General features: G+C 75.6%; 28 protein-coding genes. 16 read left to right on the forward strand and 12 right to left on the reverse strand.

Going from position 1 to position 24930, the window contains the following annotated elements; all coding sequences use genetic code 11:
* Positions 1–61: 61 nt before the first annotated feature.
* Both ACI79W_RS02625 and hpf read left to right on the forward strand, forming a co-directional pair.
* A complete protein-coding gene (locus ACI79W_RS02625) occupies positions 62–856 on the forward strand; it encodes a ComF family protein (protein ID WP_456560516.1) in 795 nt (264 codons plus the stop codon).
* A gap of 40 nt (positions 857–896) precedes the next feature.
* Positions 897–1589 carry a ribosome hibernation-promoting factor, HPF/YfiA family gene (hpf, locus tag ACI79W_RS02630; protein ID WP_456560517.1) on the forward strand — a complete coding sequence of 231 codons (693 nt, stop codon included), beginning with the start codon at positions 897–899 and terminating at the stop codon, positions 1587–1589.
* An 80-nt stretch (positions 1590–1669) separates the two neighbouring features.
* Here hpf and ACI79W_RS02635 read toward each other — a convergent pair whose 3' ends face one another.
* Together ACI79W_RS02635 and ACI79W_RS02640 are read right to left on the reverse strand one after the other, a co-directional pair.
* Positions 1670–2221 carry a GNAT family N-acetyltransferase gene (locus ACI79W_RS02635; protein ID WP_456560518.1) on the reverse strand — a complete coding sequence of 184 codons (552 nt, stop codon included), beginning with the start codon at positions 2219–2221 and terminating at the stop codon, positions 1670–1672.
* A gap of 10 nt (positions 2222–2231) precedes the next feature.
* Positions 2232–2624: a pyridoxamine 5'-phosphate oxidase family protein gene (locus ACI79W_RS02640; RefSeq protein ID WP_456560519.1), complete on the reverse strand. Its 393-nt coding sequence runs from the start codon at positions 2622–2624 to the stop codon at positions 2232–2234.
* Between the two features lie 83 nt (positions 2625–2707).
* Here ACI79W_RS02640 and secA point away from each other — a divergent pair, with 83 nt between their 5' ends.
* On the forward strand, positions 2708–5701 hold the full coding sequence (gene secA, locus ACI79W_RS02645; RefSeq protein WP_456560520.1) for a preprotein translocase subunit SecA: 2994 nt from the start codon (positions 2708–2710) through the stop codon (positions 5699–5701).
* A 57-nt stretch (positions 5702–5758) separates the two neighbouring features.
* On the opposite strand, the gene ACI79W_RS02650 is transcribed toward secA, so the two are convergent.
* Complete coding sequence (locus tag ACI79W_RS02650) at positions 5759–6298, reverse strand: Rv3235 family protein (protein WP_456560521.1); 540 nt, start codon at positions 6296–6298, stop codon at positions 5759–5761.
* Between the two features lie 38 nt (positions 6299–6336).
* Positions 6337–7065, reverse strand: coding sequence for a hypothetical protein (locus tag ACI79W_RS02655; RefSeq protein WP_456560522.1), 729 nt, complete (start codon positions 7063–7065; stop codon positions 6337–6339).
* Between the two features lie 87 nt (positions 7066–7152).
* Between ACI79W_RS02655 and ACI79W_RS02660 the strand changes: the two genes are divergently transcribed.
* Positions 7153–7722, forward strand: coding sequence for a hypothetical protein (locus tag ACI79W_RS02660; protein ID WP_456560523.1), 570 nt, complete (start codon positions 7153–7155; stop codon positions 7720–7722).
* A 4-nt stretch (positions 7723–7726) separates the two neighbouring features.
* Here ACI79W_RS02660 and ACI79W_RS02665 read toward each other — a convergent pair whose 3' ends face one another.
* The gene (locus ACI79W_RS02665) at positions 7727–7984 is read right to left on the reverse strand and encodes a helix-turn-helix domain-containing protein (RefSeq protein ID WP_456560524.1); all 258 of its coding nucleotides are present in this window, start codon (positions 7982–7984) and stop codon (positions 7727–7729) included.
* Between the two features lie 198 nt (positions 7985–8182).
* Here ACI79W_RS02665 and ACI79W_RS02670 point away from each other — a divergent pair, with 198 nt between their 5' ends.
* The 5 genes from ACI79W_RS02670 (at position 8183) to ACI79W_RS02690 (ending at position 12903) form a co-directional block, all read left to right on the forward strand.
* Positions 8183–9013 carry a flagella basal body P-ring formation protein FlgA gene (locus ACI79W_RS02670; RefSeq protein ID WP_456560525.1) on the forward strand — a complete coding sequence of 277 codons (831 nt, stop codon included), beginning with the start codon at positions 8183–8185 and terminating at the stop codon, positions 9011–9013.
* On the forward strand, positions 9013–10338 hold the full coding sequence (locus ACI79W_RS02675) for an AAA family ATPase (RefSeq protein WP_456560526.1): 1326 nt from the start codon (positions 9013–9015) through the stop codon (positions 10336–10338). The genes ACI79W_RS02670 and ACI79W_RS02675 overlap by 1 nt, the downstream gene beginning before the upstream one ends.
* Positions 10339–10366: 28 nt before the next feature.
* Complete coding sequence (locus ACI79W_RS02680) at positions 10367–11746, forward strand: WS/DGAT/MGAT family O-acyltransferase (protein WP_456560527.1); 1380 nt, start codon at positions 10367–10369, stop codon at positions 11744–11746.
* Between the two features lie 56 nt (positions 11747–11802).
* A complete protein-coding gene (locus ACI79W_RS02685; RefSeq protein WP_456560528.1) occupies positions 11803–12315 on the forward strand; it encodes a DUF6912 family protein in 513 nt (170 codons plus the stop codon).
* A gap of 78 nt (positions 12316–12393) precedes the next feature.
* Entirely contained in the window at positions 12394–12903 is a 510-nt protein-coding gene (locus ACI79W_RS02690; RefSeq protein WP_456560529.1) for a MaoC family dehydratase, read from the forward strand.
* A gap of 22 nt (positions 12904–12925) precedes the next feature.
* On the opposite strand, the gene ACI79W_RS02695 is transcribed toward ACI79W_RS02690, so the two are convergent.
* On the reverse strand, positions 12926–13342 hold the full coding sequence (locus tag ACI79W_RS02695) for an NUDIX domain-containing protein (protein ID WP_456560530.1): 417 nt from the start codon (positions 13340–13342) through the stop codon (positions 12926–12928).
* Between the two features lie 79 nt (positions 13343–13421).
* Between ACI79W_RS02695 and ACI79W_RS02700 the strand changes: the two genes are divergently transcribed.
* The 5 genes from ACI79W_RS02700 (at position 13422) to ACI79W_RS02720 (ending at position 16809) form a co-directional block, all read left to right on the forward strand.
* Positions 13422–14045 carry a DUF6758 family protein gene (locus ACI79W_RS02700; protein WP_456560531.1) on the forward strand — a complete coding sequence of 208 codons (624 nt, stop codon included), beginning with the start codon at positions 13422–13424 and terminating at the stop codon, positions 14043–14045.
* A gap of 163 nt (positions 14046–14208) precedes the next feature.
* Positions 14209–14367, forward strand: coding sequence for a hypothetical protein (locus ACI79W_RS02705; RefSeq protein WP_236825822.1), 159 nt, complete (start codon positions 14209–14211; stop codon positions 14365–14367).
* Between the two features lie 4 nt (positions 14368–14371).
* Positions 14372–15001, forward strand: coding sequence for a PH domain-containing protein (locus ACI79W_RS02710; RefSeq protein ID WP_456560532.1), 630 nt, complete (start codon positions 14372–14374; stop codon positions 14999–15001).
* 50 nt (positions 15002–15051) lie between these two features.
* Positions 15052–15909, forward strand: coding sequence for a PHP domain-containing protein (locus tag ACI79W_RS02715; protein ID WP_456560533.1), 858 nt, complete (start codon positions 15052–15054; stop codon positions 15907–15909).
* Between the two features lie 36 nt (positions 15910–15945).
* A complete protein-coding gene (locus ACI79W_RS02720; protein ID WP_456560534.1) occupies positions 15946–16809 on the forward strand; it encodes a RecB family exonuclease in 864 nt (287 codons plus the stop codon).
* A 105-nt stretch (positions 16810–16914) separates the two neighbouring features.
* Here ACI79W_RS02720 and ACI79W_RS02725 read toward each other — a convergent pair whose 3' ends face one another.
* The 4 genes from ACI79W_RS02725 to ACI79W_RS02740 are packed head-to-tail and all read right to left on the reverse strand — an operon-like array spanning position 16915 to position 21456.
* Entirely contained in the window at positions 16915–17778 is an 864-nt protein-coding gene (locus tag ACI79W_RS02725) for an oxygenase MpaB family protein (RefSeq protein WP_456560535.1), read from the reverse strand.
* Positions 17775–18695, reverse strand: coding sequence for an alpha/beta fold hydrolase (locus ACI79W_RS02730; protein WP_456560536.1), 921 nt, complete (start codon positions 18693–18695; stop codon positions 17775–17777). The genes ACI79W_RS02725 and ACI79W_RS02730 overlap by 4 nt, the downstream gene beginning before the upstream one ends.
* 48 nt (positions 18696–18743) lie before the next feature.
* On the reverse strand, positions 18744–19880 hold the full coding sequence (locus ACI79W_RS02735; RefSeq protein ID WP_456560537.1) for an outer membrane protein assembly factor BamB family protein: 1137 nt from the start codon (positions 19878–19880) through the stop codon (positions 18744–18746).
* Between the two features lie 13 nt (positions 19881–19893).
* A complete protein-coding gene (locus tag ACI79W_RS02740) occupies positions 19894–21456 on the reverse strand; it encodes a DEAD/DEAH box helicase (protein WP_456560538.1) in 1563 nt (520 codons plus the stop codon).
* A gap of 469 nt (positions 21457–21925) precedes the next feature.
* On the opposite strand from ACI79W_RS02740, the gene ACI79W_RS02745 reads away from it, so the two are divergent.
* Positions 21926–22576 carry a ferritin-like fold-containing protein gene (locus tag ACI79W_RS02745; protein ID WP_456560539.1) on the forward strand — a complete coding sequence of 217 codons (651 nt, stop codon included), beginning with the start codon at positions 21926–21928 and terminating at the stop codon, positions 22574–22576.
* A 194-nt stretch (positions 22577–22770) separates the two neighbouring features.
* Here ACI79W_RS02745 and ACI79W_RS02750 read toward each other — a convergent pair whose 3' ends face one another.
* Both ACI79W_RS02750 and ACI79W_RS02755 read right to left on the reverse strand, forming a co-directional pair.
* On the reverse strand, positions 22771–23007 hold the full coding sequence (locus ACI79W_RS02750) for a DUF3107 domain-containing protein (protein ID WP_456560540.1): 237 nt from the start codon (positions 23005–23007) through the stop codon (positions 22771–22773).
* Positions 23008–23156: 149 nt separating this feature from the next.
* A complete protein-coding gene (locus tag ACI79W_RS02755; RefSeq protein ID WP_456560541.1) occupies positions 23157–23798 on the reverse strand; it encodes a TetR/AcrR family transcriptional regulator in 642 nt (213 codons plus the stop codon).
* Positions 23799–23869: 71 nt separating this feature from the next.
* Between ACI79W_RS02755 and ACI79W_RS02760 the strand changes: the two genes are divergently transcribed.
* Positions 23870–24910, forward strand: a complete 1041-nt coding sequence (locus ACI79W_RS02760; RefSeq protein ID WP_456560542.1) for an alpha/beta fold hydrolase — start codon at positions 23870–23872, stop codon at positions 24908–24910.
* Positions 24911–24930 lie beyond the last annotated feature (20 nt).

Genomic DNA, 24930 nt, shown 5'->3' on the forward strand with positions numbered 1-24930 from the left:
CCGTCCTCCTCAGGCCTCGCACGCTGGCCCGAGCCCCTGGACGGGGCCATAAGCTGCCGTGATGCTCAGCGCGATCGGCGGGGTGCTGTCGGCGCTGTCCGACCTGGTGCTGCCCCGCGCCTGCGCCGGCTGCGGGGTGCCGGGCGCGGTGCTGTGCGCCCGTTGCGCCCGGCTGCTGGCGGCGCCGCACCTGGCCTCGCCCCGGCGCTTCCCGCCGGGCTTCCCCCCGACGGTCGCCGCCGCTGCCTACGCCGGCCCGGTGCGCCCGGTCGTCAACGCCTTCAAGGAGCAGGGCCGGGCGGAGCTCGCCGCACCGCTGGGCACCGCGCTGGCGCTCGCCGTCGCCGCCGTCCGGCTGGGTGTCGAGGGCGAGCCCCCGCTGCTGCTCGTGCCGGTCCCCGCGTCCCGCGCCGCACTCCGGTCCCGGGGCCGGGACCACGTGCGCGAGCTGACCCGTCGCGCCGTGGTGGAGCTGCGGGCGGCCGGGGTCGTGGCGGACGAGGGCCGGGTGCTGCGCAGGCGCGGCCGTGTCCGGGACTCGTCGGGGCTGTCCGCGGCCGAGCGGCGGGCCAATCTGACCGGCACCTTCGAGGTCACCGGCCCGGGGGCGCCCGCCGGTGCCCTGGTCGTGCTGGTCGACGACGTGGTCACCACGGGGGCGACGCTGACCGAGGCGGCGCGGGCGCTGGCGGCTCTCCCGAGCGCGGCCGGCGGTGTGGTCGCAGCGGTCGTCGCGGCCACCCCGCGGGCGCCGGCCGGCCCGCCGCGGGGCACCACCGGGAGCGCCGCGTACCGGTCCGGGACCGTCCTCCACCACGACCTCGATCGACTGTCGCGGTCCCGGGGTAGGGACTAGCGTCGAAGCGACCGAAGCCCGTCCCCAACCGGGAGGTCTCATGGAGATCGTGGTCCGTGGTCGCAACGTCGAAGTCCCCGAGCACTACCGCCAACACGTCGAGGACAAGGTCGGGCAGCTGGAGCGGTTCGACGCCAAGCTGTCTCGCATCGACGTCGAGCTCTTCCACGAGAAGAACCCCCGCCAGTCGGCCAGCTGCCAGCGCGTGGAGATCACGCTGCGCGGCAAGGGTCCCGTGGTCCGCGCCGAGGCGGCGGGCCCGGACTTCTACGCGGCGCTGGACCTGGCCTGCGGGAAGCTGGACAACCGGCTGCGCCGGGCGGCCGACCGCCGCCGGGTGCACCACGGCCGGCGGACCCCGGACAGCGTGCGCCTCACCGGCGCCGCGCCGGACACCGGTCACCCCGAGCTGACTATCCAGCAGCAGCTCGAGCTGGACCGCGAACTCGCCTCGGGGCCGCACGTCACCGACCTCGACGAGCACCTGCCCGGGCAGATCGTCCGGGAGAAGCACCACCCGGCGACGCCGATGACCGTCGACCAGGCGCTCCACGAGATGGAGCTGGTCGGCCACGACTTCTTCCTCTTCCAGTGCGCCGACACCGGCCAGCCGACGGTCGTCTACCGCCGGCACGCCTACGACTACGGGCTCATCCGCCTCGCGCCCGTGTCGCAGGACGGCGGTGCCCCGGTGTCCGCGCCGGCCACGGTGCCGCAACCGGCGAACGCCTGACCGGTGCGGGGCACGGCCGCCGGCCGTGCCCCGCACCGTTGCCGGCCGCACCCCGCCCCGGCGTCCGGCCCGTGCCCTGCTCAGTCGCCGGCGAGCCGGCCGAACAGCACCGCGTCGGTCCGGCTGCCGTCGCGCTGGTCCAGGCAGCCGCGCACCACGCCCTCCTCGCGGAAGCCCGCGCGCCGCGCCACGGCCTGCGAGACGGTGTTCGCCACGTCGACGAACAGGTGCACCCGGGGGGCGCCGAGCCCGATCGCCCATCCGGCGAGCGCGTGCGCGGTCTCCGCGGCGTAGCCGTTGCCGCGCGCCCAGGGCGCGACCGTGTAGCCGATCTCCGGGCCGAGCCGTCCGGGGCGGAGGTACAGGCCCGCCGTGCCGGCCAGCTCACCGCCGGCCTCGATGACGACGGACAGCCCCGTTCCGTCGACCCGCTCCCGCATGGCCATGTCCTCGACGAACCGGCGGGCGTCCTCGCGCGTGTAGGGCACCGGGATCGTCGAGATCCAGCGCTGGGTCTCCGGGTCCTGCGAGGCGCGGTGCACCGCCTCGACATCGGCCGGGCGGAAGGGGCGCAGCACCAGCCGCTCGGTCCGCACCGTCTCGGTGGTCATGTCGACGGCGGAGAGGTCCACCGCGCCATCCTCAGGCGTTGCCGAGGATGCGGTCCACCGAGATCTCGATGACCACCCGGGCCGGGTTCTCCCGGGGCTGGCGGTACCGCCGCGCGTACCGCGCCACGGCGTCGGTCACCGACGCGGCGTCGTCGCGCACCACCGCCGTCCCCTCCAGGGTCGTCCAGCGCCGCCCGTCGACCTGGCAGACGGCGACCCGCGCCTGTCCCGCCCGGACGTGCCGGGCCTTGGCGGAGGTGCCGGAGGTGATCACCCGGGCGGTCCGCGTCGCCGCGTCGTAGGTGACGCCGACCGGGACGACGTGCGGCGTGCCGTCGGGGCGCAGCGTGGTCAGCGTCGCGAGGTGCCGCTCGGTCAGGAACTCCAGCAGTCCGGCGCCCGGGTCGGACGGATCGCGAGCCATCGCTGCAGCGTACGGATGGGACGCGTGGTGCCCCGGGCGGTCACCACGTCCGCAGCCGCGGCCGCGCCGCCTACGCTGGGGTCGTGCTGTTCTCGAAGATCCTCCGTGCCGGTGAGGGCAAGCTCGTCCGACGCCTCGGCAGAATCGCCGACGCGGTGGAGTCGCTCGCCGACGACTACACCGACCTCTCCGACGCGGAGCTCCGGGCGAAGACCGACGAGTTCAAGGAGCGCCACGCCGACGGGGAGTCCCTCGACGCGCTGCTGCCCGAGGCGTTCGCCGTCGTCCGCGAGGCGGCCACCCGCACCCTGGGGCAGCGGCACTTCCGCGTGCAGCTCATGGGCGGCGCGGCGCTGCACCTGGGCAACATCGCCGAGATGCGCACCGGTGAGGGCAAGACGCTCACCGGCGTCCTGCCCGCCTACCTCAACGCGCTGTCCGGCAAGGGCGTCCACGTCGTCACGGTCAACGACTACCTGGCCAAGCGCGACGCCGAGTGGATGGGCCGGGTGCACCGCTTCCTGGGGCTGTCGGTCGGCAGCATCCTGTCGGGCCAGACGCCCGCGCAGCGGCGCGAGCTGTACGCCTGCGACATCACCTACGGCACCAACAACGAGTTCGGCTTCGACTACCTGCGCGACAACATGGCCTGGAGCAAGGCTGACCTGGTGCAGCGCGGGCACCACTTCGCGATCGTCGACGAGGTCGACTCCATCCTCATCGACGAGGCACGCACCCCGCTGATCATCAGCGGCCCCGCGGAGACCAGCGCCAAGTGGTACGGCGAGTTCGCCCGCCTGGTCCCGATGATGAAGCGTGACGTCCACTACGAGGTGGAGGAGGACAAGCGCACCGTCGCCGTCACCGAGGAGGGCGTCGAGTTCGTCGAGGACCAGCTCGGCATCGACAACCTGTACGAGGCGGCGAACACCCCGCTGATCAGCTACCTGAACAACGCCCTCAAGGCCAAGGAGCTGTTCAAGAAGGACCAGCAGTACATCGTCAGCAACGGCGAGGTGCTCATCGTCGACGAGTTCACCGGGCGCGTGCTGGCCGGGCGCCGCTACAACGAGGGCATGCACCAGGCCATCGAGGCCAAGGAGAAGGTGAAGATCAAGGACGAGAACCAGACGCTCGCCACGATCACCCTCCAGAACTACTTCCGGCTCTACGAGAAGCTGTCCGGGATGACCGGCACGGCCCAGACCGAGGCCGCCGAGCTGCACCAGACCTACAAGCTGGGCGTCGTCCCGATCCCCACGAACCGGCCGATGGTCCGGCAGGACCGCTCCGACGTCATCTACAAGACGGAGAAGGCCAAGTTCGAGGCCGTCGTCGACGACATCGCCGAGCGGCACGAGGCCGGGCAGCCGGTGCTGGTCGGCACCGCGAGCGTCGAGAAGTCCGAGGTGCTCTCGAAGTTCCTGCTCCGGCGGGGCATCCCGCACGAGGTGCTGAACGCCAAGAACCACGCGCGCGAGGCGGCGATCGTCGCCCAGGCCGGCCGCCCCGGGGCGGTCACCGTGGCCACCAACATGGCCGGCCGCGGCACCGACATCCAGCTCGGCGGCAACGCCGAGTTCATCGCCGACGAGGCGCTGCGCGCCCGCGGGCTCTCCCCGGCGGAGACCCCCGAGGAGTACGAGGCGGCCTGGGACGAGGCGCTCGAGGCCGCCAAGGCGCAGGTCAAGGCCGAGCACGAGGAGGTCACCGAGGCCGGGGGACTGTACGTCCTCGGCACCGAGCGGCACGAGAGCCGGCGCATCGACAACCAGCTGCGCGGGCGGTCGGGCCGGCAGGGCGATCCGGGGGAGTCGCGGTTCTACCTCTCCCTGGGCGACGACCTCATGCGCCGGTTCAACGGCCCGATGCTCGAGTCGATGATGAACACCCTGCGGGTGCCCGACGACCAGCCCATCGAGTCGAAGATGGTCAGCCGGGCGATCCTCTCGGCGCAGACGCAGGTGGAGCAGCAGAACTTCGAGGTCCGCAAGAACGTCCTCAAGTACGACGAGGTGCTCAACCGCCAGCGCACGGTCATCTACGACGAGCGGCGGAAGGTGCTCGAGGGCGCCGACCTGCACGAGCAGGTGCGGTCGATGGTCGACGACGTGGTCTCCGCCTACGTGGACGGCGCCACCGAGACCGGGTACGCGGAGGACTGGGACCTCGACCAGCTGTGGACCGGGCTCAAGGCGCTCTACCCGGTGGGGATCACCGCCGAGGAGCTCGTCGGGCAGAAGGCCGGCGGCGAGCAGTCCGACCTCTCCGCCGAGGACCTGAAGACGACCCTGCTCGACGACGTCCACCGTGCCTACGAGGAGCGCGAGGCGGCGCTCGGTGCCGAGGTCATGCGCGAGCTGGAGCGGCGGGTGCTGCTCAGCGTGCTGGACCGCAAGTGGCGCGAGCACCTCTACGAGATGGACTACCTGCGGGCCGGCATCCACCTGCGCGCGATGGCGAACCGCGATCCCGTCGTGGAGTACCAGCGCGAGGGCTACGACATGTTCGTGGCGATGCTCGACGGCATCAAGGAGGAGTCCGTCGGCTTCCTCTTCAACCTCGAGGTGAAGACCAAGGAGCAGCAGGAGTCCGAGGCGAAGGCCAAGCAGGCCGAGGCCGAGGCGAAGGCGCTCGCCGCTGCCCAGGAGGGGACGGCCAAGGTGCTCGCCCGCCAGGCCGCCGCGGCTCGCGCGGCGGCCGGGACGGCGGCGGCCGCCACGGCCCGCCGGTCCGCTCCGGTTCCCGAGGCGCCGGCGGCGCCCGTGACCGAGGCGGCGCCCGCGGCGTCGGCGGCTCCCGAGGTGCCCGCTCCCGAGGCGCCCGCGGCCGCGGAGCCGGTGGTGGAGAAGGCGGCTCCGGAGCTGACGGTGAAGGGGCTCGACGAGCCGCGCCGCGCGCCGGAGAACCTCACCTACTCCGCGCCCAGCCTGGACGCCTCCCCGGCCGAGAGCGGTCGCGCCAAGGCGGCGAAGACGGCCACGGTCACCGGAACCAAGGAGACCCCGCGGAACGCACCCTGCCCGTGCGGCTCGGGCCGCAAGTACAAGCAGTGCCACGGAGCGGCAGGCAGCTGAGGGAGGACCCCGTCCCGCTCACCCCTCGCACGCTCGGGGCGCGCCTCCGGACGGGGCCTAACCGATCTGCAGGGCCGTGCAGCGCCACCGGCCGTCCATGCCCTCCAGCCGCGCCGCCACGGCGTGCGCGCGCCCGCCGCGGTGGGCGACGGCGCTGATCTCCGCAACGCCGTCCACGGGCTCGCAGACGCGCACCGGGCCGATCACCACCGGCCCGGTGCCCTCGGCGCACCACCGCGGCCGGCGTCCGGCGGCCAGCGCGGCGTAGACGCCCGTCGAGGTCAGCGGCTGCAGCTGGGCAAGCGGGCGGCGGCCGGTGAACGCCTCGAGCGCGGTGGTCACCAACCGCCGGGCCGCCGCGCCCGCGGGTGGGAGCTCGGCCCGGCCGGTCGGCACCGGCCCGAACTGGTCGTGGGCGGGAGCGGGCGAGGCGGCGACCGGCCGTGGTCCCGGGGGCAGGACCGGCCGGGGGAGCGCCCGGCCCGGCCGGAGCAGGCGCAACGCCGGCCGCGGGTCACCCGGGGGCTGCGGGGTGGGGACGACGGTCAGCTGCAGGGCCGGCGGGGGGGCCGGGACGGTGCGGGACGGTGCGGTCATCGGGGACTCCCGGGTTCGGCGGTGGTGGACGGGCGGGGTCAGGGCAGGGCCGGCGGCCGGAGCACCTGCCCCGGCAGCAGCAGGTCGGGGTCGGGGCCGATCACCTCGGCGTTGGCCTGCCACCAGGCCGTGACGGCGGTGGCCACCTCCGCGTCGGACGGTGCGCGTCCGCGGGTGCGCGCCAGGTGGTCCTCGGCGATGCGCCAGAGGCACTCGCCGCGCAGGACGACGTGCTCGCCGTCCGCCGGCGCCGGTGGCCAGTCGGGCACGGCGACGGGGTCCGCGGCGCCGTCCCGGGCGGGCGCGGCGGCCGCCGCAGGCCAGTCGGGGACGGCCGGCGGCACCGGCGTGGGCGGCGCAGCGCGCGCCTCGTCCGCCGCGGCGGCCGTCGCGGCCGGGAGCCCTGCCACCACCGCCCCCGCCAGCGGGGGTGCGATGCCCAGGCCCAGGCCCAGGAGCAGGGCGGCGGCCCGCCGGGCGCCGGAGGGGAGCACGCCGCGGAGCGCGCCCGTGGCGAGCGCGCCGACGGCCCCGGGCAGCGCCGAGCACGCGGTGAGCGCGAGCCCGAGGGCACCCCAGCCCCACACCGTCCACGCGAGCAGCCCCACGAGGTGCACGACCACGACGTCGGGTCCCGCGGCGTCGGCCGTGCGCTGGGCGACGGCGAGGGCGGCCAGCGAGGCGGCCGGCGTCGGGGTGAGCTGCACCAGGACGGCGGCGACGCCGGCCATCCCGAGGCTCGTCGCGAGCAGTCGTCGCACCGACACCGGCTCCTCCTCCGCGTTGACGTCGCGTGACTAAAGCAACCAAACACAGGCAAATGCAAACCGTTGCACTGATTTAGGCTGAGTGGCGTGCGGTGGCAGCAGCTGTTCGCGGACCTGCAGACGCAGTTCGAGGCCGCGGAGGACGAGCAGGACCGGGCGGAGTGGGCCTCGCGCGCCCGGGCGGAGATCGGTGCCGTACGGCTGGCCGAGCGGATCGCGGGATCCCTCGGCGCGGAGCTCGTGGTGACGTGCCGGGGAGCGGGCCGGGTCCGCGGCGTGCTCGTCGCGCAGGGGAGCGACTGGTTGCTGCTCGCCGACGACCGGGGGCGGGACCAGCTGGTGGCGGTGCCGGCGGTCCGCGCCGTCGACGGGCTGGGGCGCTGGACGGCGACGGCCGACGGGTCTGGGTCGGTGCGCGCCCGGCTGGACCTGCGTCGCGCGCTGCGCGGCCTGGCCCGCGATCGCAGCGCCGTCCAGCTCGTGCTGGACGACGGCACGCAGCTGACCGGGACGATCGACCGGGTGGGGGCCGACTACGTGGAGCTGGCCGAGCACGCGGCGGACCAGCCACGTCGCGCCGGGGCGGTGCGCCGGGTCTCGGCGGTGGTGGTCGACGCGGTGGCCGTGGTGCGCACCCTGGCGCCCGGCTGGGACTGAGCGGTCAGCCGCGCTGCTCGGCGGCGTCGGCCGCGGCGGTGGACCCGGCGGCCGGCTCCGGCGGCACGGTGCCGGCGCGGGCCTCGGCGTACTTCTGCTGGATGAAGCGCTCCAGCTCGTCGACCTCGACGCGCCACTGGCCGCGCCCGCCGATCTGGATGGCGATCAGCTCCTTGCGGCGCACCAGCGCATAGGCCTGCGACCACGAGACGTTGAGGATCTCCGCGACGTCGTCGAGGGTCAGGAAGCGTGGTGTGGGCATCGGCGTCTCCATCCGTTCGCGACCCAGTCTGTCAGCCGTGCCGGTGGTCCGTGGCGACGGTCCACACCCGAACGTGTGGACGGCGGATGCACGAACTCGCACGCGTACCGCATCATCGGCGTCCCAACGCCGTCAACGGCCCGTTCCCGCGGCCGGCGCCCGACCGGGCCGGCGGCGTGCCGGCAGAGAAGAGGTCGCGTGACCGCCGTGCGGACCCCGGGCGCCGTCCCCGGCACCAGCGAGCTGCCGGCCGGGCCCTCCCCGCGACGGGTCCGGACGCCGGGCTGGCTGGACCTCCGCCTCGTCCTGGGCGTGCTGCTCGTCCTCGCCTCGGTGCTCCTCGGGGCGCGGGTGGTCGGCGCCGCGGACGCCACCGTGCCGGTCTGGAGCGCGGCCGGGGACCTCGCGGCCGGGACGGTGCTGACCGCCGAGGACCTGGTGGTGGTCGACGTCCGGCTCGACGACGCCGCGGAGAAGTACCTCTCGGGCAGCACCCGCCCCGAAGGCAGCGCGCTCTCCCGTGGCGTGCGGGCGGGCGAGCTGCTGCCCCGCTCGGCTCTCGAGGAACCGTCGGAGCTGGTCCAGCTCGCCCTGCCGGTCCAGGCCGGCTACGTGCCGCCGGGCTTGCGTCGCGGGCAGTTGGTCGACGTGTACGCCGTCGCCGATCCCGCCGTCGGCGCCACCGGCGCGGAGCTGGGCAGCGTCGCACTCGTCGTCGGCGCCGCGCCGCTGCAGGCGGTGTCGGGCGGCACCGACGGTGTCCTGTCGACCCCGACCACCACGGTGCAGGTCGTGGTCGGCGTGGTGGCCGGCGACGCCGCCGACGTCCTGGCGTCCATCGCCGGCCGGCCCCTCGTGGTGGTCGCCCACCCCGCCGGGGCGACGGCGGAGGGGAGCCCGGTGGCCGCGGCGCGCACCGGCCGGGCACTCCCGGCACCGACGTCCTCGCCGGCGTCGTCGTCCCCGGCGCCGGGCGCGCCGGCCGTGGCGACCGAGGGTGCGGCCGCGCCGGCGGGACCGGCCGGCTGATGGGGATCCAGGTCTTCACCGCCGTCACCGGCGCCGGCTGGGAGTCCGCGCTGGTCGGTGCGCTCGACCGCGACGACCACGGGGTCACCGTCGTCCGGCGCTGCGTCGACGTCTCCGACCTGCTCGCGGCCGCGGCCACCGGCACCGGCCAGGCGGCACTGCTGTCGGCGGAGCTGCGCCGGCTCGACGGCGACGCGGTCGCCCGGCTGCGCGCGGCGGGCGTCGCGGTGGTCGGGCTGGTCGAGCCCGGCGACGAGGTCGCGGCGCAGCGGCTGCGCCGGCTCGGGGTCGCCGAGGTGCTGCCGGCCGACGCCGCCCCGGAGTCGATCGCCGAGGCGCTGCGGGCCGCGGTCGCCGGTGCCCCGGCGCCCGGGCACGACGTCGCCGACCTCCGCGCGGCGCTCCCGATCCCCGTCGCGCCCGTGGAGCCGGAGCGGCCGCGGGGCGACCGGGGCCGCGTGGTGGCGGTGTGGGGTGCGACCGGGGCCCCGGGCCGGACGACGGTCGCGGTGGGACTGGCCGACGAGGCCGCCCGGCTGGGCGTGCCCACCCTGCTGGTCGACGCGGACGTCCACGGCGGCGTGGTCGCCCAGGTGCTCGGGCTGCTCGACGAGTCACCCGGGCTCGCCGGCGCGGCCCGGCAGGCGGGCCTCGGGACCCTGGACGCGGCCGCGCTCGCGTCGCTGGCGTGGCAGGTCCGGCCGGACCTGCGGGTGCTGACCGGCCTCGCCCGCGCCGACCGGTGGCCCGAGCTGCGCCCGACCGGGGTGGCGGCGGTGCTCGACACGGCCCGCCACCTCGCGCAGCTCACCGTCGTCGACTGCGCGTTCGGCGTGGAGGACGACGAGGAGCTCTCCTACGACACCGCGGCTCCGCGCCGCAACGGCGCCACCCTGGCCGTCCTGGAGCACGCCGACACGGTGCTGTGCGTCTCCGGGGCGGACCCGGTCGCCCTCCAGCGGTGCGTGCGGGCGCTCGACCAGCTGCACGACGTCCTGCCCAGCGTCGAGCCGGTGCTCGTGGTGAACCAGCTTCGCCGCGGGCCGGTGCCCGGCGACCCGCGCCAGGAGATCGGTGACGCGCTGGAGCGGTTCACCGGCCAGCGCCCCCGCTCCTTCCTCCCGGCCGATCGCCGGGCGACCGACGCCGCCCTCGCGGTCGGCCGCACCCTGGCCGAGGCGGCGGCCGGCTCGGCCCTGCGGGCGGAGCTGCGGGCGCTCGCCGCCCGGTTGGCCGGTGTGCCCGCGCCCCCGGCGGGCCGGAGGGGCGGGCTGCGCGCCCGGCGGGCTGAGCGGGGGCTGTCCGGATCGCAGCCCGCGTCGTAGCGTGGGGGATCACGCGGGGAGGGGAACGATGGTCGAGCGGCTGGGCACCCTGGAAGCCTCCTTCCTCTACCTGGAGGAGCCCGGCACCCCCATGCACGTCGGCGGGGTGATCGTCCTCGAGACGCCCCCGGGCGGCCTGGACGCCCTGGCGGCGCTGGTCGAGGCGCGGCTACCCCTGGTGCCCCGGTACCGGCAGCGGGTGGCGGAGGTGCCCGGTCACCTCGCCAACCCCGTGTGGGTGGACGACCCCGAGTTCGACATCACCTACCACCTGCGCCGGTCGGGGCTCCCGCGGCCGGGCACCGAGCAGCAGCTGCTCGACCTGGTCTCCCGGCTGATGTCGCGGCCCCTGGATCGCCGGCGCCCCCTGTGGGAGGCCTACCTCGTCGAGGGGCTCGAGGGGGAGAAGGTCGCGGTGGTGACCAAGACCCATCCCGCGCTGGTGGACGGGCTCAGCGCCGTCGACATCGGCCAGGTGCTGCTCGACGCCTCCCCGGACGCGCCGGTCCCCGAGCCGGTGGAGTGGCGGCCCCGGCGCCCGCCCTCCGGTGCGGAGCTGGTGTGGGCGGCCTTCGAGGACTACCGCCGCCACCCGTCCTCCCTGGTGGAGCTCGCCCGCTCCGCGGTCACGGATGCGCGGGCCACCGCCGTGCGGATCGGTGGGGTGGCCGGCGGGCTGGCGCGCACGGCGCGGTCGGCGATCCTCCCGGCGCCGCACAGCCCGCTGAACGCGCCCATCGGGCGCCAGCGTCGGGTCGCGGTGGCGCGCGCCGACCTCGACGACCTCAAGCGCGTACGCAAGGCTCACGGCGGGACGGTCAACGACGTGCTGCTGACCGTCGTCGCGGGGGCCCTGCGGGAGTGGCTGCTCTCGCGTGGCGAACCGCTGGTCGGCGGCACGTCGGTGCGCGCCCTGGTGCCGGTGTCGGTCCAGGACGAGGACGGCGCCGGCGTCAACCAGGTCACCTCGCACCTGGTCGACCTGCCGGTGGGCGAGCCCAACCCCCGCGTCCGCCTGGCCCGGCTCACCTACGCCATGCGCGGGCTGACCCAGCACGGGCGGTCGGTGGGCGCGGACAGCCTCATCGCACTGACCGGCTTCGCCCCCTCCACGCTGCACGCGCTCGGTGCCCGCGCGGCGCGCGGGCTCTCCCGGCGGCTGTTCAACCTGGTCGTCACGAACGTGCCCGGCCCGCAGCTGCCCCTGTACGCCGCCGGCGGCCGGGTGCTCGACGTCTTCCCCGTCGTGCCGCTGGCGCGGGGGCAGGGGCTCTCGATCGGCATGACCTCCTACGACGGCACGGTGTTCTTCGGCCTGAACGCCGACCGCGACAGCGTCAGCGACGTCGAGGTGCTCGCCGACCTCATCGAGCAGGAGGTCGCGGGGCTGGTCGAGACCTCGACCTGAGCCGCCGTCCGGCGGCGGCTACGGTCGTCCTTCCACCGACGAAGGGGGTCGACCGGGTGCGCGTGTACCTGCCGGCGACGACGAACGTGCTCCGCACCCTGGTCGACGAGGGGCGCCTGCCCGCTCCGCAGACCGTCTTCGCGATCACCCCCGAGCTGCGCCGCTTCTACGCGGTGAGCGACGCAGAGGCCGACACCGAGGAGCTGGAGTACGCCGCCCTCCTGGCCGCGGCGCGCGCCAGCCTGCGGCTGCTCGACCTCGACCCGCTGGCGGTCCGCCGCCGCGCGGTGCTCGCCGCCGACGTGCCCGACGCCGCGGTGACCCCGATGGACGACCCGCACGTCGACCCGGGCGCGGCCCGCCTCGAGCACGAGATCCGGATCGAGGACGTGGCCAGCGCGCACCTGGACGACGCCGAGGCCGAGGAGGACGTCCGCGCCGCGGTCGCCGTCGTCCTGGAGGCCGACCTCGGCAGCGAGGACGCCCAGTTCGTCGTCGACCAGGCCGAGGGCCACGAGCTCGGCTGGTACGCCACGCAGGAGATCGGCCCGCTCCTCGAGCTGCTCTGACCGGGCGCCCGCCGGGGTGGGCGGCAGCCCGTCCGTAGGATCACGCCGTCCTAGAGCGTCGACGTCGGGAGCGAGCACATGCAGTTCGGTCGGTACTACGAGGAGTTCGAGGTCGGGGCCGTCTACAAGCACTGGCCCGGGAAGACCGTCACCGAGTACGACGACCACCTGTTCTGCCTGCTGACGATGAACCACCACCCGCTGCACATGGACGTCAACTACGCGGAGAAGACGACCGACTTCGGCAAGAACGTCGTCGTCGGCAACTACATCTACTCGCTGCTGCTGGGCATGAGCGTCCCCGACGTCTCGGGCAAGGCGATCGCCAACCTGGAGATCGAGTCGCTGCGGCACGTCGCCCCGACCTTCCACGGCGACACCATCTACGGCGAGACGACGGTGCTGGACAAGACGCCGTCGAGGTCCAAGGACGACCGCGGCGTCGTGCACGTCGAGACGATCGGCTACAAGCAGGACGGCACCGTCGTCTGCATCTTCCGCCGCAAGGTCATGGTGCCCAAGCGCTCCTACGGCGAGGCCCGCGGCGGCGAGCAGCCCGGCCGCCCGGAGCCCACGCCGCGCGGCTGAGACGTGCTGCCGGGCTGACCGGTCAGCCCGGCAGCACGCCCCAGCCGCGCAGGGTCTCCACGAGCCGGGGTGTGCACGGCAGGCCGGTGAGGGTGTCGGCGTCGGCGAACACGGCGTCGACCGCGTCGTCCCCGGCGACCGGCAGCGCGCCTGGGTCCAGGAGGGTGCAGGCGAGGTCGACGACGTCGAAGACGACCGCGCCGCCGTCGATGCGGATGCGGCCCACCTCCGCGCCGGCCCGCACGCGCAGCCCGGTCTCCTCGCGGACCTCCCGCTCGACGGCGCAGGCGGCGGTCTCGCCCGGCTCGACCCGGCCCCCGGGCAGCGACCACAGGCCGCGCCCGGGGTCGTTGCGCCGGCGGACCAGCAGCAGGCGGCGGTCGCGGTCGTGCACGACGGCGCCGACGCACGGCACCACCGGCGGGTCGACGGCTGTCACGCCCGCAGGCTACGCAGGCCGCCGGCCCGCCGGGCCGCTGCGCTTGACGATCGGCGCCGCTCCCGCGACCGTGTCCCCGATGAGTGCGTCGCCGGTCTGCCCCCGCTGCGGTGAGCCACTGGTCGTCCGCCACGGGTCCGAGGCGCACGCCTGGTGCCACGTGCACGGCGCGGTCACCCCGCTGCACCACACCGCGCTCGTCGCCCACGACGCGATCGCCGCCGTCACCGCCGACGCCCGCGTGCCGGCCTGGGTGCCCGATCCCATGCCGCCGGGCTGGGCGGTCACCGGCCTGGCGTGGGGTGGTGAACCGGGCGCGCGGGCGATCGTCGTCGACTGCGCCGGTCCCGCCCCCCTCGGCGGCGCCGCCGAACTGGTGCTGGTCGCCGAGGAACCCGGCACCGGCGTGGGGTGCGGCTACGCCGGGCTCCCGGGGCTGGACCCCGGCGACGTGATCTCCGGGCCGAGCTCGGTCGGGGTCGAGGCCGCGGGCCAGCACGCCCCCCTGTGGGCGGTGCCGACCCGCGAGGACCGGGCGGCTTTCGTGGGGGAGGCCTACGGGGTCTGGCTGTGGCTCGTGATCTGGCCGATGAACGCCGCCTGGCTGCTGGTCGAGCCGCTGCGGCTGCTCGACCTGCGCGAACGCATCTACCCCGACCTGCCGCTGGGGCCGGTGGGGGAGCACCTGCTGCCCGGTCGCTGACCCCGCCGTGCCGGAACCGGAGCGGCCGCCGGCGTCCGGCGCGTCGGGTGGGTCCGCCGTGGGGCCTGTGTTACTCATGGGACGAACGCGTCCGCCGCACCCGGCGGGCCCTCCTGCCGGCCCGGGCGCCCGGGCCGCCTTTCCCCTCACCACGGAGGTGGCGGTGAACCTGAAGAAGGTCCTCACCTGGCTGGTCGTCGCCTTCGTCCTCTTCTACGTCATCCAGGCGCCGGAGTCCTCCGCGCAACTGGTCCGCAACGCCGGTGAGGCGCTCGGCGACGCCGCCTCGTCCCTCGCGCAGTTCGTCGGCTCCCTCGTCTGACCCGGTGAGCGCCCCCGCCGGGCTGCCGACCCGGGCCGCCAAGGACGTCCGCAAGTACCTGCTGGACGACGAGGACGCGGTCGTGGTCACGCGCCGGCACTGGGCGGTGCTCATCGTGCCGACCCTGAAGTTCCTGCCGGTGCTGCTGATCGGTGGGTGGCTGCTCGTGCTCGACCCGGAGAACCGGGTGACCAGCACGGTCGGGATGCTCGTCGTCCTGGCGGCGGTGCTCACCTACGCCCTGCGCGTCGGCGAGTGGTGGATGCGGCACTTCATCGTCAGCCGGCGGCGGGTGCTGCTCACCTCGGGGGTGATCGTCCGCACCGTCACCCTGCTGCCGCTCCGCCGGATCACCGACCTGACGTGGAAGGAGACCTTCTTCGGCCAGATCCTGGGCTACGGGACCTTCCGCTTCGAGTCCGCCGGGCAGCAGCAGGGGCTGTCGGAGATCACCTTCCTGCCGCGTGCCGGCGATCTCTACCGCGAGGTCAGCGGCCTGCTCTTCGGCAGCGACTGGGGCAGCGCGTCCGGTGGGGACGACGAGGGCAACCCGGAGCCGCCGGCCGGGCCGGTCGCGACCGGTGGCCGGCGGGACACCGAGCCCATCCCGCCGCTCCCGCCGCGCGAGCCGTGAGCGGCTCGCCACCGGGTGGCGCCCGCCGACGTGGGGCAGGCTGAGCCGTGATGCGGATCGACCTGCACACGCACTCGTCGGTGTCCGACGGCACCGACGACCCCGCCGCGCTGCTGGCCGCCGCGCGGGCCGCGGGGCTCGACGTCCTCGCGCTCACCGACCACGACACGACCGCGGGCTGGGCGGCGGCGCAGGAGCACCGTCCCGCCGGGCTCACCGTCGTCCCGGGCATGGAGCTGTCCTGCCGCTGGTTCCCCGCGGACCAGCCCCCGGTCAGCGTGCACCTGCTCGGCTACCTCTTCGACCCGCTGCACCCGGCGTTCGCCGCCGAGCGGGCCCGGCTGCGGGACGAGCGCCTGGGCCGCGCCGAGCGGATCGTCGCGGCGCTCGCCGCCGACGGCTACCCGGTCTCGTGGGCGGAGCTGGTCGAACAGGCCGCCGGCGGGGTCGTCGGCCGGCCGCACGTCGCGGGGGCGCTGGTCCGGGCGGGTGTGGTGGGCAGCGTCGTGGAGGCGTTCGCCGGGCTGCTGCACCACCGCAGCCCGTACTACGTGAGCAAGGCCGACACCGACGTCCGGGAGGGGATCGCCCTGGTGCGGGCGGCAGGCGGGGTGCCGGTGTTCGCGCACGGGCTGGCGACCAAGCGCGGCCGGGTCGTCGACGACGAGGCGATCGCGGCGATGGCCGCGGCCGGGCTGCTGGGCCTGGAGGTGGACCACCCGGACCACACCGCGGAGCAGCGCGCCCACCTGCGCGGGCTGGCGACCGACCTGGGCCTGCTGGTCACCGGCTCCAGCGACCACCACGGCACCAACAAGCAGACGCCGCTGGGCGCGTGCACCACCGACCCCGAGCAGTACGAGCGCCTGGTGGCGGCCGGGACCGGCGCCACGCCCTGGCGCGACTGAGGAGGGACGTCGCCCCCCGCGGCTACCGTGACCGGCATGCGCAACCCCACCGACGGCGGGCAGGCGGTGCTGCCCGGCATGCCGCGCCGGCTGCTGCGCGCCTCGCCGAAGTCGCTGGCCGACTTCTCCGACTGCCCCCGGCGCTACCGGTTCGCCAACGTCGACCGGCCCAGCCCTCCCCGCGGGCCGCGCTTCGCCCACCACACGGTGGGGACGGCGCTGCACCAGGTGCTCTCCTCGTGGTGGGACCTGCCTGTGGAGCGCCGCACCCCCGGCGCCGCCCGGCAGCTGCTGATCGGCGCGTGGAGCCCGGCCGGCTTCCGCGACGACGAGCAGTCCGACCGCTGGCGGGCGCGGGCGGCCGGCTGGCTCACCGGCTACCTGGCGGACGTCGACCCCACCGAGGAGCCCCGCGCGCGGGAGCGCACGGTCAGCACGATGACCGAGCGCATGACGCTCTCGGGGCGGGTGGACCGCATCGACGAGCGCGGCGACGAGCTGGTGGTCGTCGACTACAAGACCGGCCGCTCGCCGAGCACTGACGACGAGGCGCGCGGCTCGCAGGCGCTGGCGCTCTACGTCCTCGCCGTCCGCCGCACGCTGCGCCGGCCCTGCACCCGGGTGGAGCTGCACCACGTGCCCACGGGGACGGTCGCCGCCTTCGAGCACACCGAGCGGTCGCTGGCCAACCACGTGCGGCGGGCCGAGGACGTCGCCCTCGACATCCAGGCGGCGAGCGAGGCGGTGGCCACGGGCGAGGACCCCGACGTCGCCTTCCCTGCCGTGCCGGGGCGGCAGTGCGGGTGGTGCGACTTCCGGTCCAGCTGCCCGCCCGGTCAGGCCGCGGGTCCCGCCCGCGAGCCGTGGAGCTTCCTCCCCGAGGACGACGAGGGGACGTGAGGGGGCGGGCCCGCTGCTCGCGGCCCACCGCCGGGACCCGGCGCGAGCTCGCGAGCGGCGGGGCAGGGGAGTCCTGCTACGAGCTCCGGGGGTGGACGGGTCCGCTCACCCGGCGACCCGGGCGTACCCCGCCCGCACGATCGGCGACCGGTACGCCCGCTCGGGCAGCGCGAGGAAGGCGGTCCGGAACGCCTTGACGCCAGCGGTCGCCGCGGCGTCGGTGAGCGCGAGCCCCGGCAGCGAGTACATCTGCCGGGCCCAGGCGGGCAGCAGCGCGAAGCAGAGCCCGGCCAGGCCGCCCCACACCGGACGGGCCGGTGTGAGGACCTGCAGCCACCCCGGCATCGGCGGCAGGAACAGGTCGCGGACACCCTTCACGGCGGCCGGGGTCGCGGTCAGCGCGGGGCGGATGCCCTCGAAGTACGCGTCGAGCTCGGCGACCGACCGGGGAACCGTCTCCAGCGGCACCCCCACCAGGTGCGCGAAGGCGACCTGCTCGGCCACGTAGCGGTCCGCGTCGGCGTCCGACAGCGCCACCCCCGCCCGGCGCGCCGTCGTCAGGATCGACCGGACGGCGCAGGCGTGCACCCACAGCAGCAGGTCGGGGTCGTCGACCCGGTAGGCCCGGCCGGTCGTCTCCTCGACGCCCGACAGCTTCCGGTGGTAGCCGCGCACGCGGGCGGCCATCCGGCGGGCGTCGGTCCGCCGCCCGAAGACCACCGTCTCCATGTACTGGCCGGTGCGGGTCACGCGCATCCACCAGTCGTCCTTGAAGCCGGTGGAGTTGCGGGCCACGCCGTCCATGGCCACCGGGTGGAGGGCCTGGAGCATCAGCGATCCCATCGCGCCGACGTGGTACGCCGGGTCGCCGTGGATCCGCCAGGTCACGCTGCCCGGGCCGAAGAAGCCGAGCCGGTCCTCCTCCTCGGTCCAGTCGGCGGGCGAGGGCAGCGGCGCCAGCCGGCTCACGACCGCTCCCCGGCGTCCGACCAGAAGTCGCAGAGCACCTCGAGGGTGCGCGGGGGGTTCTCGACGGCGGGGGAGTGGATGGCGAAGTCGATGACCTCGTGCCGGGCGCCCAGCCGCTGCGCCATGTCGGCCTGCACGTGCGGCAGCCAGGCGTCGTCGGCCTCGCCGTGCGCGACCAGGACCGGCACCCCCGTGGCCTTCAGCTCGGCCACCCGGTCCGGTTCGGCCAGCATCGCGTCGGCCATGCCGCGGAGCCCGGCGGCGGAGTTGCGCAGGAACCGCCGGGTGTAGAAGGCCCGGGTCGGCGCGGGCACGGCCTGCGCCTTGGGGTCGGTCATCGCCACCTGCTCGAGGGTCTCGTGCACCAGCGGCACCCCGCCGGCGTCCAGCAGCGGGCCGAGGTGGTCGAGCAGCTCGGCGCGGCGGCCGGTGAGCCGGGAGGGACCGGAGCCCAGCAGCGTGAAGGTGGTGAACAGCGCCGGCTCGGCGAGGACGGCCGCCCGGGTCACCAACCCGCCGAAGCTGTGCCCGACCAGGTGCAGCGGCCCGGAGTTCTCCTCGCGCAGGACCCGCGCCACCGCGCGCACGTCGTCGCCCAGGATCTCCACCGAGTACTGCGCCGGGTCGTCGGGGCCGGGGGATTCGTACTGCCCGCGCTGGTCCAGCGCCACGACCCGGTAGCCGGCGGCGGCCAGCGGGCGCAGCAGCGGGGCGAAGTCCTCCTTGCTGCCGGTGTACCCGGCCACCATCAGCACCGTGCCGCGGGCCGCGGTGCCGCCGGTGTCGAGGGCGGCGAGCGGTCCGGCGCCGCCCTCGAAGGTCCGCGGGACGGCGTCGTGCTGCGCGAGCTGGCGGAGGTCGTCGGGCGCGATGGCGATGGACAGGGCGTGGGCATCGGGGCCGCCGGGCAGGACCATGCACCCAGTGAACTACCACGCCGGCGGACGTGCCCCACCGGTGGTGCCTCAGCGGTAGGCGTGGACCTCGCCGGCCGGCGCGAGCAGCACGGCGGGGCCGACGACCGTGGCCACCGCGCCCTCGGGCAGCGCGGGCGTCGCCGTCCTGCCCAGCTCGGTGCCGGTCGCGGGATCGAGGTGGGCGATCCCGTCGGAGGTGGGGACGGGGAGGGCCGGGACGCCGTCCGCGGTCGTGGCCGCCTCCGCGGGCACGCCGGTGGCCGGGAACGACCAGAGGGGGCGGGCGGACCCCCGTTCCAGCGCGGTGAGCGTGCCCGCGCTGAGGACCAGCAGGGCCGCGTCGGTGGCCACCTGCCGCACCGCTGCCCCCGGACCGGCGGGCAGGGTGGTGAGCAGCGTGCCGTCGGCGGAGGACAGCAGGTGCACCTCGTCGCCCACCCGCACGGCGACCGGCTCGTCCGCTCCCACGAGCTCGGTCGCGCTTGCGGATGCCGGGAGGTCGCGGGTCCAGTGCAGGTCGCCGTCGAAGCCGTCCACCAGCCGCAGCTGGACGCCGGGGGAGCCGGCGCACCGCTGCAGCACCGCCACCCCCGCATCGCCGGCGGCGGACTGCAGCAGCTCGCAGCCCTCGGGCGGCACGTAGCGCCAGCGGGTGCCGCTGCCGATGGGGTCGAGCGTGACGATCCCGGTCGGCGTCGCGGCCAGCACGATCCGGTCGGTGGACGTGAGGGTCACCTCCGGCCGGAAGTCCACGTTGCGGGTCCACGCGCGCACCCCGGTCCCGGCGTCCAGGGCTACCGCCTCGTCGCAGCGGTCCTCGGTGCGGAAGACCGCGACCGCGACCCCGTCGGTCACGGTGAGCCCGCACAGCACCGCGTTGGCCCGCGTGTAGTGCCAGGCCTCCTCGCCGCTCAGCGGGTCCAGCGCCCGCACGCCGTGCGGCGAGCCGACGAGCACCCGGCCCCCGGCGACGAGATCCCCGGGCAGCGGGTCGGCCGCGGTGGACCACGCCTCGGAGACGGCGCCGGCCAGCGCCCCCGCGGGGACGTCGGCCGGTGCCGCGGTGGTGCTGGAGGTGGCGGCGGCGTCGGACCCGCGCCACAGCACGGTGGCGAGGACGGTCAGCGCCAGCGTGACCGCGGTCCAGATCCACACCCGCAGGGGCGGGCGCGTCAGGCGTGGCATCCGGAGGAGCGGTTCAGGAGGGGTCGGCGCCCGTGCTCGCGCCGTCCGGGCTGCCCGTGCTCTCGGCGCCCGCCGCGCCCCGGCCGGAGCCGCCACGACGGCGGCGACGGCGCCGCGGCTTGGCGCTCCCGCCCTCGGCGGAGGCGTCGGTCGCGGCGGCGGTCGGGGCAGCGCCCTCGGCCGCGTCCCCGGCGGTGTCGGTGCCCCCGCTGCGACGGGTGCGGCGCCGCGGCCGGCTCTTGCCGCCGCCCGAGGGCTCCTCGTCGGCGGTGCCCCGACCCTCCGCCGGGCCGCGCGAGTCGGCACGCCCACCCGAGTCGCCGCGACCGGCCGGGCGGTTGCGCTTGCCCGTCTCACCGAGGTCCTCGAGCGTCTCGGCCTCCAGCCCTTCACGGGTGCGCTGGGATCGCGGCAGCCGGCCCTTGGCGCCCTCGGGGACGTCCAGGTCGGTGTAGACCCACGGTGAGGTGGAGTAGGTCTCCGGCGGGTCGTCGAAGCCCAGGCCGAGCGCCTTGTTGATCAGCTGCCAGCGGGGGATGTCGTCCCAGTCGACCAGGGTGACCGCGACGCCGGTGCTGCCGGCGCGGCCGGTGCGGCCGATGCGGTGCACGTAGGTCTTCTCGTCCTCGGGGCACTGGTAGTTCACGACGTGGCTGACGCCGGTGACGTCGATACCGCGGGCGGCGACGTCGGTGGCGACGAGGACGTCGACCTTCCCGCTGCGGAACGCCCGGAGCGCCTGCTCGCGGGCGCCCTGGCCGAGGTCACCGTGCACGGCGGCGGCGGCGAACCCGCGGTCGACGAGCTCGTCGGCGACCTTCTGCGCGGTGCGCTTGGTGCGGCAGAACACCATGACCAGGCCGCGGTCGCGGGCCTGCAGCACGCGGGAGAGCAGCTCGGGCTTGTCCAGGTTGTGCGCCCGGTAGATGAACTGGGTGGTCTGCGGGACCGTCGAGCCCTCGTCGTTGCCGTGCGCCCGGATGTGCGTCGGCTGGGTCATGAACGAGCGGGAGAGGGTCACGATCGGGCCCGGCATCGTCGCCGAGAAGAGCATCGTCTGGCGCTTCTCGGGCACCATCGTGAGGATCCGCTCGATGTCGGGCAGGAAGCCCAGGTCGAGCATCTCGTCGGCCTCGTCGAGGACGAGGACCCGGACCTTGCCCAGGATCAGGTCCCCGCGCTGGGCGAGGTCGAGCAACCGCCCCGGCGTGCCGACGACGACCTCGACGCCGTTGTGCAGCGACTCGACCTGCGGCTCGAAGGCGCGGCCGCCGTAGATCGCCTGCACGCGGATGCCGCGCGTGCTGCCGGCGGTCCCGAGGTCGCGGGCGACCTGGACGCAGAGCTCGCGGGTGGGGACGACGACGAGCGCCTGGGGGACGCCGTCCGCGCCCTCGCCGGGCGGGGTCACACGGGTCAGCAGCGGGACGCCGAAGCCGAGGGTCTTGCCGGTACCCGTGCGGGCCTGGCCGATGAGGTCGTTGCCGGCCAGGGCGAGGGGCAGCGTGAGCTCCTGGATGGCGAAGGTTCGGGTGATCCCGGCGTCGGCCAGCGCGGCCACGATGTCGGGGTGCACGTCGAAGTCGCTGAACAGCGGGCTGTCGGCGGCGACGGGGGCGCCGCCGAGCTCCTCGACGGCCTGCTCGAGCTCCTCGGGGGCGGGCGCGCCGGTCTCGGCGTGCTCCAGCTCGGGTGCGGTGGTGGGGGTCTGCTCGGTGGAGGTCAGTGGTCTCGCCTCTGGTGTGCTGGGGGACCGGCTGCGGCAGCGGTGTCGCCGCCTCGCGCCCGTCCCGGGCCTGGTGTCGCGGGATCGGTTCCAGCGCCGACGCGGCCAGCAGAACCGGACCTCGCCACGGCCCGGGAGACAGCCCAGGGGGCGTCGTCCAGCGGTCGTCAGCGCGCAGATGTACGAGCGTGCCCGGAGGCTCGCCGGTTCCCATGCTAGCGCGGGCACCGGATAGCCTCTCGGCGCCGCGCTCCCCGCTGTCGGGTGCATCACCCCTCCGGGGCAGGCGGCACCCTCGTCGCCGAGCCCAGGAGATGCCGTGCCACCGGTCGAGAACACGGCGGTCGCCGACCTGCTCGGGGTGCTCGCCTACGCCGAGCTGACCGCTTTCGACCGGCTGGCCGAGGACGCCCGGATGGCCCCGTCGCTGGGCGGCCGCGCCGCACTCGCCCGGATGGCCGCGGCGGAGATCGGGCACCACTTCCGGCTCACCGCCCGGCTGGAGGAGCTGGGGGTGGACCCGTCGGCGGCGATGGCGCCGTTCGTCTCGGCGCTGGACACCTTCCACGAGAGCACCCGCCCCAGCACCTGGCTGGAGGGGCTGGTGAAGGCCTACGTCGGTGACGGGTTGGCCGCCGACTTCTACCGCGAGATCGCCGGCTTCCTGCCCGAACCCGACCGCGGCCTGGTGCTCGACGTCCTCGCCGACACGGGGTACGCGGACTTCGCCGTCCGCGAGGTGCGCGCCGCGATCGCCGCCGACCGGTCGGTCGCCGGCCGGCTGGCGCTGTGGGGGCGGCGTCTGGTGGGAGAGGCCATGACGCGGTCGCAGGCGGTGATCGCCGAGCACGACCCGCTCGCCGAGCTCATCATCTCCGGCACCGGCGACCTCTCCGGGGTCGGCCGGCTCATCGAGCGCATCACCCAGGCGCACACGGTGCGGATGAAGGCGCTCGGCCTCAACCCCTGACACCGAGGCGGTTTCGCCGGGTCGCCCGACGGGTGGATCACCCCGGGCATAGGAGGCTTTGCCTGCGTTCCGGGGCCCGGAGCCGCAGGTGGAGCTTCCTATGCCCAGGCCCCGTGGGGTCGCCGGTCGCGACCCGGAGCGCGACGACGGGGCGCCACCGCGATGCGGTGACGCCCCATCCGGGCGGCCTGGGGTCAGGCGCCGGCGATGAAGCCGACGCGGCGCTGGTCGGCCTGCGCGATCTCCACGTAGGCGATGCGGTCGACGGGGACGAGGACCTGACGGCCCCGCTCGTCGACCAGGGTGAGCAGGCCGTCCTTGGTCGAGCCCGACATGGCCTTGGCCACGTCGGCCGCGATCTCGTCGGGGGTCTTGGGGCTGTCGATGACCAGCTCCTTGGGCGAGTGCTGGACGCCGATCTTGACTTCCACGTGGGCGATGCCTCCTCGTTGCGCGACTGACCCCAACGCTAGTGCAGAGCGCGGCGCCGGGACCGGCCGAGCAGGTGCGCCGTCAGCGAAATGGAGAACCCCTGCCCCTCCACCCGCGGGCTCGCCGGTGGGAGCCTGCCGGGGGCAGCTCAGGAACTGGTGTCGCCGTCGACCCGCGGGAAGCCGGAGATGCCGCGCCAGGCCAGCGCGGACATGAGCGAGACCGCCTCGTCCCGGGACACCGTCCCCTTGCGGGGGAGCCACCAGCGGGCGCTGCTCTCGGCCAGCCCCGACAGGCCGGAGGCCAGCAGGAGGGCGCGCTCCGGGTCGGCCCCGGTGTCGGCGGCGATGACGCCGGCGATCGCCTCGACGCACACCGCCGTCCCCCGGTCGACGACGGCGCGCACGTCGTCGTCGTTGCGCAGGTCGGATTCGAAGACCAGCCGGAAGGCCTCGCCGTCGGCATCGATGAAGTCGAAGTAGGCGCCGACGGCGGCGTCGACGCGGGCCCGGTTGTCGGCGGTGCGGCCCATGGCCTCGCCCACCCGGTGGGCCAGCTCGGAGACGTGCTCCTCCAGCAGCGCCAGGTAGAGCTCGCGCTTGCCGGGGAAGTGCTGGTACAGGACCGGCTTGCTGACCCCGGCCCGGACGGCGATGTCGTCCATGGCCGCGGCGTGGAATCCGTGGGCGACGAACACGTCCTGCGCCGCGCGCAGCAGCTGCGCCCGGCGCGCACCGCGCGGCAGTCGGGAGGTGCGCCGGTTGACCGCGGCGGGCTGTGTGGGCTGCATGGCAGGGGGATGCTACCGACGAGTTGCCGGTCGGCTCGACCGCTGGGTACGCAGCGTTACCGTCGGGGTTGATGTCCGAGGCCGAGCTCTCCCCGACCCCTCTGCCTGCCCTGGGTCCCGTCGTGCCGCCGTGGCCCGGGTCGGAGGTGCCCGTCCGCGGCGGAGCGGTGTTCGTGCGCCGCACACCGTGGACCGGACCGGTCGGGGAGGCGCCGCGGACGGGTGCGCCGCGGGAACGGGCGCTCTACGTGCACGGCCTCGGTGGCGCCTCCACCAACTGGACCGACCTCGCGGCCCTGCTCGCGGTGCGCTTCGACGGCTGGGCGGTCGACCTGCCCGGGTTCGGCCGGTCACGCCCCCCGGCGCGCGGCCGCTACTCCATCCGCAGCCACGTCCGGGCCGTCGTCGGCGTCCTCGAGCAGGTCGTCGCCGAGCCCGGCGCCGGCCAGGGCGGCCCGGTGCACCTGGTGGGGAACTCCCTCGGCGGCCTGGTGAGCCTGCTCGTCGCCGCCCTCCGCCCGGACCTCGTGGCCACGCTGACGCTGGTGTCCCCGGCCATGCCCGTGTACCGGGTGCCCCCGGCGTTCAGCCGGGCGCTGCTGCTCCTGCTGGTCCCCGGCGTCCCGACCCTGGCCGAGCGCCGGTTGGCCGCCGTCACGCCCGACGAGAGCGTCCGGTCGATGGTGCGCATGTGCTTCGGCGACCCGGGCGCCGTGCCCCGGGAGCGGCTGGAGCAGGCGGTCCAGGAGATGCACGAGCGCGCCGAGCAGCCCTGGGCGGACCGGGCGCTGGCCCGCAGCATGCGCGGCCTGATCACCTCCTACCTCCGGCTCGGCCCGGCCAACGCCTGGCGGGCGGCCCGGGGGCTGCGGATGCCGGTGCTGGTGGTCTGGGGTGGGCGGGACCGGCTCGTCGACCCCGCGCTCGCGCCGCGCCTGGCCGCGACCGTGCCCGACGGCCGGCTCCTGCTGCTCGACGGCGTCGGCCACGTGGCGATGCTCGAGGCCGCGGAGCCCACGGCGCGGGCGGTCCTCGGCATGGTCGAGGGCGCCGGGCCGGGCGTGGCGGATCCCTCGGCTGTCGTCGAGGGCGCACGCAGCGTGAGACCCTGAGCGCACGGGGGACGGAGCGA

This window comes from Blastococcus sp. SYSU DS0533 (assembly GCF_054050775.1).

Excerpts from the sequence above, each read along its gene's own strand:
- ACI79W_RS02760 (WP_456560542.1), top strand. The coding sequence starts at position 23,870 with ATGTCCGAGGCCGAGCTCTCCCCGACCCCTCTGCCTGCCCTGGGTCCC.
- ACI79W_RS02715 (WP_456560533.1), top strand. The coding sequence starts at position 15,052 with ATGCGGATCGACCTGCACACGCACTCGTCGGTGTCCGACGGCACCGAC.
- ACI79W_RS02690 (WP_456560529.1), top strand. The coding sequence starts at position 12,394 with ATGCAGTTCGGTCGGTACTACGAGGAGTTCGAGGTCGGGGCCGTCTAC.
- ACI79W_RS02700 (WP_456560531.1), top strand. The coding sequence starts at position 13,422 with ATGAGTGCGTCGCCGGTCTGCCCCCGCTGCGGTGAGCCACTGGTCGTC.
- ACI79W_RS02665 (WP_456560524.1), bottom strand. The coding sequence starts at position 7,984 with ATGCCCACACCACGCTTCCTGACCCTCGACGACGTCGCGGAGATCCTC.
- ACI79W_RS02675 (WP_456560526.1), top strand. The coding sequence starts at position 9,013 with ATGGGGATCCAGGTCTTCACCGCCGTCACCGGCGCCGGCTGGGAGTCC.
- ACI79W_RS02720 (WP_456560534.1), top strand. The coding sequence starts at position 15,946 with ATGCGCAACCCCACCGACGGCGGGCAGGCGGTGCTGCCCGGCATGCCG.
- ACI79W_RS02730 (WP_456560536.1), bottom strand. The coding sequence starts at position 18,695 with ATGGTCCTGCCCGGCGGCCCCGATGCCCACGCCCTGTCCATCGCCATC.
- hpf (WP_456560517.1), top strand. The coding sequence starts at position 897 with ATGGAGATCGTGGTCCGTGGTCGCAACGTCGAAGTCCCCGAGCACTAC.
- ACI79W_RS02650 (WP_456560521.1), bottom strand. The coding sequence starts at position 6,298 with ATGACCGCACCGTCCCGCACCGTCCCGGCCCCCCCGCCGGCCCTGCAG.
- ACI79W_RS02640 (WP_456560519.1), bottom strand. The coding sequence starts at position 2,624 with ATGGCTCGCGATCCGTCCGACCCGGGCGCCGGACTGCTGGAGTTCCTG.
- ACI79W_RS02755 (WP_456560541.1), bottom strand. The coding sequence starts at position 23,798 with ATGCAGCCCACACAGCCCGCCGCGGTCAACCGGCGCACCTCCCGACTG.
- ACI79W_RS02735 (WP_456560537.1), bottom strand. The coding sequence starts at position 19,880 with ATGCCACGCCTGACGCGCCCGCCCCTGCGGGTGTGGATCTGGACCGCG.
- ACI79W_RS02680 (WP_456560527.1), top strand. The coding sequence starts at position 10,367 with ATGGTCGAGCGGCTGGGCACCCTGGAAGCCTCCTTCCTCTACCTGGAG.
- ACI79W_RS02625 (WP_456560516.1), top strand. The coding sequence starts at position 62 with ATGCTCAGCGCGATCGGCGGGGTGCTGTCGGCGCTGTCCGACCTGGTG.